The organism is Pseudomonas sp. 313, assembly GCF_000316965.1.
Taxonomy (GTDB): Bacteria; Pseudomonadota; Gammaproteobacteria; order Pseudomonadales; family Pseudomonadaceae; genus Chryseomonas; species Chryseomonas benzopyrenica.
On record NZ_ANBZ01000096.1, the window covers coordinates 85,496 to 92,652 of the forward strand.

The window sequence follows — 7,157 nt, forward strand, 5'->3', positions numbered from 1 at the left end:
GCTACTCCAGGAAGAGGGTGGCGGGTTGTTCGAGCAGCTGGCGCACGGCCTGGATGAAACTGGCGGCGTCCTGGCCATCGATCAGCCGGTGGTCGAAGGAGGCGGAAAGATTCATCAGCTTGCGTGGCACCACCAGGCCATGGCGGAAGGCCGGGCGCTCGACGATGCGGTTGACGCCGATGATGGCCACCTCGGGATGGTTGATGATGGGCGTGGAGGCGATGCCCCCCAGCGGACCGAGGCTGCTGATGGTCAGGGTAGAGCCGGACAGTTCGTCGCGCCCGGCCTTGCCGCCGCGCACTGCGGTGGCGAGGCGCGCCACCTCCTGGGCACAGCCCCAGAGATCCAGCGCCTCGGCGTGGCGCACCACCGGTACCGCCAGGCCCTGCTCACCCTGGGTGGCGATGCCGAGATGTACCGCGCCATAACGCGTCACGGTGCTGCTGTCTTCGTCGAAGCGCGCATTCATCTGCGGAAAGTCCCGCACCGCTACTACCAGGGCGCGAGCCAGGAAGGGCAGCAGGGTGAGATGGGCACGACGCCCCTGCCAGCGCTGGTTGAGGGTGGCGCGCAAGGCTTCCAGCTCGGTGACATCCACCTCTTCCACATAGGTGAAGTGGGGGATATGCCGCTTGGCGGCCTGCATCTTCTCGGCGATCTTGCGTCTCAGGCCGATCAGCGGGATGCGCTCCTCGCCACTGCGTTTCGCCAGGCCACCGCCGCCAGTGGCCGGTGGCAGTCCGGCGTCGCGTTGCTGCACATAGGCTTCCAGATCGCCATGCAGGATGCGCCCGCCCTGACCGCTGCCGGTGACGAAGCGCAATTCGATGCCCAGGTCCCAGGCGTGCTGGCGCACCGCGGGAGACGCCAGCGGCGGACTGCCCGGGGCTGGTCGGGAGGCCGGTCGCTCGTCGTCGCGCGGGAGCTCCGCTTCCGGGTGTCGCGGAGCAGGTGCCGCCTCGGGCTTGGGCGCTTCCGCCTTCGGTGCTGGCGCCGGCGCGGCTTCCATCGGCACGGGGCGACTGGCCTCGCGCAGATTGCCGTCACCGGCCACCTCCAGGCGGATCAGCTCGGCGCCCACGGCCAGCACCTGGCCAGGCTGGCCGCCCAGGGCGACCACCCGGCCCACCACCGGGGAAGGGATCTCCACCATGGCCTTGTCGGTCATGACGTCGGCCAGGGTCTGGTCCTCGCCGACTTCATCCCCTACCGCCACGTACCACTTGACCAATTCCACCTCGGCGATGCCTTCGCCGATGTCGGGCATCTTGATGACATGGGTACCCATCTCAGACCTCCATGACGCGCTTGAGCGCGGCGCCGACCCGGGACGGACCCGGGAAGTAGTCCCATTCCTGGGCGTGGGGATAGGGGGTATCCCAGCCGGTGACCCGCTCGATGGGCGCCTCCAGGCGATGGAAGCAGTGCTCCTGCATCAGGGACACCAGCTCGGCGCCGTAGCCGCAGGTACGGGTGGCTTCGTGGACCACCACGCAGCGGCCGGTCTTGGTCACCGAATCGGTGAGGGTCTGCAGGTCCAGCGGCCAGAGGCTGCGGATGTCGATCACCTCGGCATCGATGCCGGTCTCGGCAGCGGCGGCCAAGGCGACCCAGACGGTGGTGCCATAGGTCAGCACCGTGACCTGCTTGCCAGGGCGGACCACGGCGGCCCGTTCCAGCTCCACGCGGTAATAGCCGTCCGGCACGGCGCTGGCCGGGTGGCCCGACCAGGGCGTTACCGGACGATCATGGTGGCCGTCGAAGGGGCCGTTGTAGAGGCGCTTGGGTTCGAGAAAGATCACCGGGTCGTCGCTCTCGATGGAGGCGATCAGCAGGCCCTTGGCGTCGTAGGGATTGGAGGGCATCACCGTGCGCAGGCCGCAGACCTGGGTGAACATGGCCTCGGGACTCTGGCTATGGGTCTGGCCGCCATAGATGCCGCCGCCGCAGGGCATGCGAAATACCAGCGGCGAGGTGAACTGGCCGACTGAGCGATAGCGCAGGCGCGCCGCCTCGGAGACGATCTGGTCGATGGCCGGGTAGACATAGTCGGCGAACTGGATCTCCGCCACCGGGCGCAGGCCGTAGGCGCCCATGCCCACCGCGGCGCCGGCAATGCCGTTCTCCGAGATGGGCGCATCGAATACCCGCGAGGCGCCATATTTGGCCTGCAGGCCCTCGGTGCAGCGAAAGACGCCGCCGAAGTAGCCGACGTCCTCGCCGAACACCACCACGTTGTCGTCGCGTTCGAGCATCACGTCCATCGCCGAGCGGATGGCCTGGATCATGGTCAGAGTGCTGCGGCTGCCGGCCTGGGTCGGCAGGTCGGTTTCCTGTTGTACGGTCATGGCGTCACTTCCCGAGCTGTTGGCGTTGGCGGCGCAGGTGCGACGGCAGGTCCTGGTAGACCTCCTCGAACATGTCGGCGGCGCTAGGGGCGAGATCGCTGGCAAAGGTGCCGTGGGCTTCCGCGGCCTTCTGTGCGGCGGCCACCTCGGCTTCCAGCTCGGCGGCCAGCGCCTGGTGCTGCGCGTCCGACCAGAGCCCGCGACCGATCAGATGCGCCTTGAGCCGGTCGATGGGATCGCCCAGGGGGAAGTGCGTCCAGTCATCGGCGGGACGGTACTTGGACGGATCGTCCGAGGTGGAGTGGGGGCCGGCGCGGTAGGTCACCCATTCGATCAGGGTCGGCCCCAGGTTGCGACGGGCGCGTTCGGCGGCCCAGCGCGAGGCGGCCAGCACGGCGAGGAAGTCGTTGCCATCCACCCGTAGCGCAGCGATGCCGTAGCCAATACCGCGGGTGGCCAGGGTGATGCCCTCGCCGCCGGCGATGGCCTGGAAGGTGGAGATGGCCCACTGGTTGTTGACGATGTTGAGGATCACCGGCGCCCGGTAGACGTGGGCGAAGGTGAGGGCGGCATGGAAGTCGCCTTCGGCGGTGGCGCCGTCGCCGATCCAGCCGGCGGCGATGCGGGTATCGCCCTTGATCGCCGAAGCCATGGCCCAGCCCACCGCCTGGATGTACTGGGTGCCCAGGTTGCCGGAGATGGAAAAGAAGCCGAGGTCGCGGTAGGAGTACATCACCGGCAGCTGGCGACCCTTGAGCGGATCCCGGGCATTGGACAGCAGCTGGCAGATCATCTCGTCCAGCGGCGCCTCGCGGGCGATGAGGATGCCCTGCTGGCGATAGGTGGGGAAATGCATGTCGTCCGGGCGCAGCGCCAGGGTCTGGCCGACGGCAATGGCTTCCTCGCCGAGGCACTGCATATAGAAGGAGAGCTTCTTCTGCCGCTGGGCCTTGAGCATCCGCGCATCGAACAGCCGGGTCTTGAGCATGGCCCTGAGGCCCTGCAGCAGCAGTTCGGGCGCTTCTTCGCTGGCCCAGGGGCCGACGGCGCGCCCCTCTTCGTCGAGGATGCGGATCAGCTGGGTGGCCAGTTCCCGAGTATCCACCGGTGCCACGTCCACCGGCGGCCTTTCCGCACGGCCGGCGGGGCAGAGTTGCAGGTAGCTGAAATCCGTGGGACGTCCCGGTCGGCCGCTGGGCTCGGGGACGTGCAGGCGCAGGGGAGGGTAGTCGCTCATGGCCGCCCCTCCAGCTGGATGAGGGGGCGGGCGGGTCGCAGGACGGGTTGGCCGTCCGGATGCGATGCAGGGTGCCACATGGTGGAGGCCTCGGCATTCTTGTTATTGGTCACCTGAGTATAGGCCGGCTCCGCTAGCCGTTTTGCCGCAATTTCGGGGTGGGCAGCCCGGGCTTTTGGTGCTATTGAACTCAGTACAAGAACAACAGTAGAGGTTTTGCACCATGGCTGGTCTGGACCGTATCGACCTGCGCATCCTCAATGCCCTGTCCGCCGATGGCCGTCTGAGCTGGCGCGATCTGGCACAGAAGATCGGGCTGTCGCTGACCCCGACGCTACGGCGGGTCAAGCGTCTGGAGGAGGAGCGCTATATCCAGGGGTATCACGCCCAGCTCGACGAAACCCGGCTGGCCGGCAGTGTCAGCGTCTTCGTCTCGGTACGTCTGGAAAAGCAGTCCACCGATTACTTGCGCGCCTTCGAACGGGAGATCGTCAAGGCGCCCCAGGTGATGAGCTGTTTCCAGATGACCGGCGATGCCGACTATGTGTTGCGGGTGGTGGTGCAGGATCTGGCGGCCTACCAGCACTTTCTGGCCGATACTCTGACCTGCATTCCCGGGGTGGCCAGCGTGACCTCGGCCTTTTCGCTCAAGGCGGTCCTGCTCAGACCGGCGCCACCCCTCTGAACGATCGAGCGAGCGGTTAGGTGCCCAGTGAGCGGCGCACCTGCTGCGCCTGAACGGCACAATAATTCGAATCGCGCAGCCGGGCGATATCCAGCATCAGCGTCAGGCGACGTCGACCGGAGGAGTTGCAGAGCTGGGCGGGCAGACCGCCATCCGGCGTGAGCGGGCCGAACAGGCAGGTGACGTTGGGGAGCTGGGCAACGAATTGCTGGGTCAGGGCGAGCATTATGGCGGTCCGGACGGTCGAAGTGGCAATGTGACAGCGTTCACATTGCCGAGGTTCCTCGCCAGTCAGGCGCTGGGCGTCACCGAATAGGCCACGCCATTCACCGCGTCGATCAGCTGACCGATCGACCAGGGCTTGGGCAGGAACCGAACCTTGCATTTGATGCTGGCCGTGGACGGCGTTTCGTAGCCGGACATGACAATAATCGGCATGTCTGGCCACCGCTGGCACACCATGTTGGCCAGCTGCGCGCCATCCATCGAGCCGGGCATGCGAATGTCCGTCAATAGAATGTCGATGTTGGCGTCTTCTTTCTCCAGCAACGACAGGGCGGTGTCGGCCGAGTCAGCGGCGATGATGTTGAAGCCTTCGGGCTCGAGGATTTCGCGGACGAAATCCGCTACCAGTGGCTCGTCGTCCACCACCAGGAGAGTGGGTCGGAAGACAGGGGTTCCCGGCTGTTCTGCGCGCATGACTGGACCTTATATACAAGACATTGCTGAGCCTTGGAGGGTAACGGTGGAGGAAAATTCCCTGAGAGAGCTCGGAGAATTTTGGCGTCAGATTTCTGTCTTCGCGGGGTCGAAAGACCAACCAGGTGCCCGCTTTCCGAGCTGCGACCCTGTGTCGCGCACATTTGGTTACGTTTGCCGCAAGGCCTCTGTTCCGGTGCTTTCAGCGTTTCTTTGGACGCAGAGACTTCCCGTTGGGTGAAAGGTTTCACTTGGCTGGCATATGACTTGTATTAGGTGAGACAACTGCAGGACGCAGAGTGCTTTTTTTGTCACGTCCCAGTGGCCTTACCTAAACCCAGGCTTTGCTCGTACACAAAGGACATCGACGCCACGCCTCCCAAAGCAGTACCTGTCCATGACACCTATTCGCTCCGTTGTTACCGCCCTTCGTCGTCCGCTCGCCGCGGCCGCTGCTGTCGTCGCGCTGTCCGCTGGCTTCGCCCAGGCCGAGCCTGTCAGCCTGGTAGGTCTGAATCTGTCTGGTGCGGGCTTCGCGCCCCAGGTGTTGCCCGGCATCAATGGCACCAACTACATCTTCCCGGTGGAAGCCTACTTCCAGCAGTGGAGCGCGCGGGGCGTGAAGCTGATTCGCTTCCCCATCATCTGGGAACGCCTGCAGCCACGCCTGGGCGGACCTCTGGATAGCGCCTACGTGGCCCTGGTGAACCAGACCTTCGGCTATGCGCAGAAGCACGGCATCAAGATCATCCTCGACCTGCACAACTACGCCCGCTATCGCGGTCAGGTGATAGGTACCAGCGGCGTACCTTACGCCCGCTATCAAGAGATCATGACCCACATCGCGCGGCAGTGGAGCGGCCAGTCCTCGCTGTACGCCTACGACATCATGAACGAGCCCCACGATGCCATGGCCTACTGGCCGACCGCAGCCCAGTACGGCATCAATGGCGTCCGGGCGGTGGACAGCACCCGGCCGGTGATCGTCGAAGGCAACGGCTGGTCGAGCGCCACCCGCTGGGCCGAATTCAATGATGCCCTGCTGGGGCTGAAGGATCCGGCCAACAACATCATCTTTTCGGCGCACTCCTACTTCGACGAGAACGCCGGCGGCAGCTACGACAAGACCGACGTCAACAAGCTCGATGCCAACTATGGCGTGACGCGGGTGAAGCCCTTCGTCGATTGGCTGAAGAAGAACGGCAAGCGTGGCTATATCGGCGAATTCGGTGTCCCGGACAACAATCCGCGCTGGAACCTGCTGATGGACAACATGCTGGCCTACCTGAAGCAGAACTGCATTCCGGCCTCCTACTGGGCCGCAGGTCCCGGCTGGGGCAGTTACTTCATGTCGGTGGAGCCCATCAATGGCCAGGAGCGCCCGCAGTGGCCGACCCTGCGCAAATACCTGGACGACAGCAGCTGCACTGCCATCGGTCCAAACGCCAGTGGCAGCACCGCGCCGGCCGCCGGCGGTACCGGCACTGGCAACAGCGGCTCCACCGGTGGCAATGCCGGCGCCGTGGGCAATTCCGGTGGTGGCAGCGCTGGCAACACCGGCAACACCGGCAATACGGGGAGCAACGCCGGGGTCCAGATTCCGCCGAGCACCGGTGCCACCGCAGGCACTGTCACCTCGGTGGTCAACGACTTCACCAACCCGGACTGGCACAAGGGCGTGTTCCTCAAAAAGGCTGCGATCTCGGTACCCGGAACCGCGGTGAATCGCGCTGCCTTCAAGGCCGGTGCCTACCTGACCACCGCGGATGGCCAGGTACGGCGGATCTCCTCGGTGCAGGCCGGCAATAGCCTGGGCGTCTTCACCGAGGGCACGCCCTTCAACGGCAACGCCGTGGGCTATCCCAAGACCGTGACGGTCTCGCCCACCGGGGTGACCAGCGCCGCCAGCGTCAGCAGTGCCATCAACGACTTCACCAACGCCGACTGGAATCGCGGCGTCTACCGTCGCGCCGCGGCCATTTCCATCCCGGCGACCGCAGCCAATCGCTCGGCCTTCAAGCTGGGTGGCTCGGTACGCCTCGTCAACGGCCAGATCCTCAAGATCAGCTACGTGCAGGATGGGGCGAAAAACCTGGGCGTGTTCTTCGATGCCAGCCGGCTGGATGCCAGCGTCGGCTATCCCAACACCCTGATGTCCTTCAGTCGCTGATCCTCGGGATCAGGCAAC

7 protein-coding genes are annotated in these 7,157 nt (G+C 65.3%); 2 read left to right on the forward strand and 5 right to left on the reverse strand.

Annotated features, from left to right (window positions below; translation table 11 throughout):
- Position 1: 1 nt before the first annotated feature.
- From C722_RS0123290 to C722_RS0123300, 3 genes are read right to left on the reverse strand one after another with little or no spacing between them, the layout of a single operon-like run.
- Positions 2-1,288 carry a dihydrolipoamide acetyltransferase family protein gene (locus tag C722_RS0123290; protein WP_017642821.1) on the reverse strand — a complete coding sequence of 429 codons (1,287 nt, stop codon included), beginning with the start codon at positions 1,286-1,288 and terminating at the stop codon, positions 2-4.
- Position 1,289: 1 nt separating this feature from the next.
- Complete coding sequence (locus C722_RS0123295; RefSeq protein ID WP_017642822.1) at positions 1,290-2,348, reverse strand: alpha-ketoacid dehydrogenase subunit beta; 1,059 nt, start codon at positions 2,346-2,348, stop codon at positions 1,290-1,292.
- 4 nt (positions 2,349-2,352) lie between these two features.
- Complete coding sequence (locus C722_RS0123300) at positions 2,353-3,585, reverse strand: 3-methyl-2-oxobutanoate dehydrogenase (2-methylpropanoyl-transferring) subunit alpha (RefSeq protein ID WP_017642823.1); 1,233 nt, start codon at positions 3,583-3,585, stop codon at positions 2,353-2,355.
- 223 nt (positions 3,586-3,808) lie between these two features.
- On the opposite strand from C722_RS0123300, the gene C722_RS0123305 reads away from it, so the two are divergent.
- On the forward strand, positions 3,809-4,270 hold the full coding sequence (locus tag C722_RS0123305; protein ID WP_017642824.1) for an Lrp/AsnC family transcriptional regulator: 462 nt from the start codon (positions 3,809-3,811) through the stop codon (positions 4,268-4,270).
- A 16-nt stretch (positions 4,271-4,286) separates the two neighbouring features.
- On the opposite strand, the gene C722_RS0123310 is transcribed toward C722_RS0123305, so the two are convergent.
- A complete protein-coding gene (locus tag C722_RS0123310; protein ID WP_017642825.1) occupies positions 4,287-4,496 on the reverse strand; it encodes a hypothetical protein in 210 nt (69 codons plus the stop codon).
- A 65-nt stretch (positions 4,497-4,561) separates the two neighbouring features.
- On the reverse strand, positions 4,562-4,969 hold the full coding sequence (locus C722_RS0123315; protein WP_026084051.1) for a response regulator: 408 nt from the start codon (positions 4,967-4,969) through the stop codon (positions 4,562-4,564).
- Positions 4,970-5,366: 397 nt separating this feature from the next.
- On the opposite strand from C722_RS0123315, the gene C722_RS25320 reads away from it, so the two are divergent.
- Positions 5,367-7,139, forward strand: coding sequence for a glycoside hydrolase family 5 protein (locus C722_RS25320; RefSeq protein ID WP_017642827.1), 1,773 nt, complete (start codon positions 5,367-5,369; stop codon positions 7,137-7,139).
- Positions 7,140-7,157: the final 18 nt, after the last annotated feature.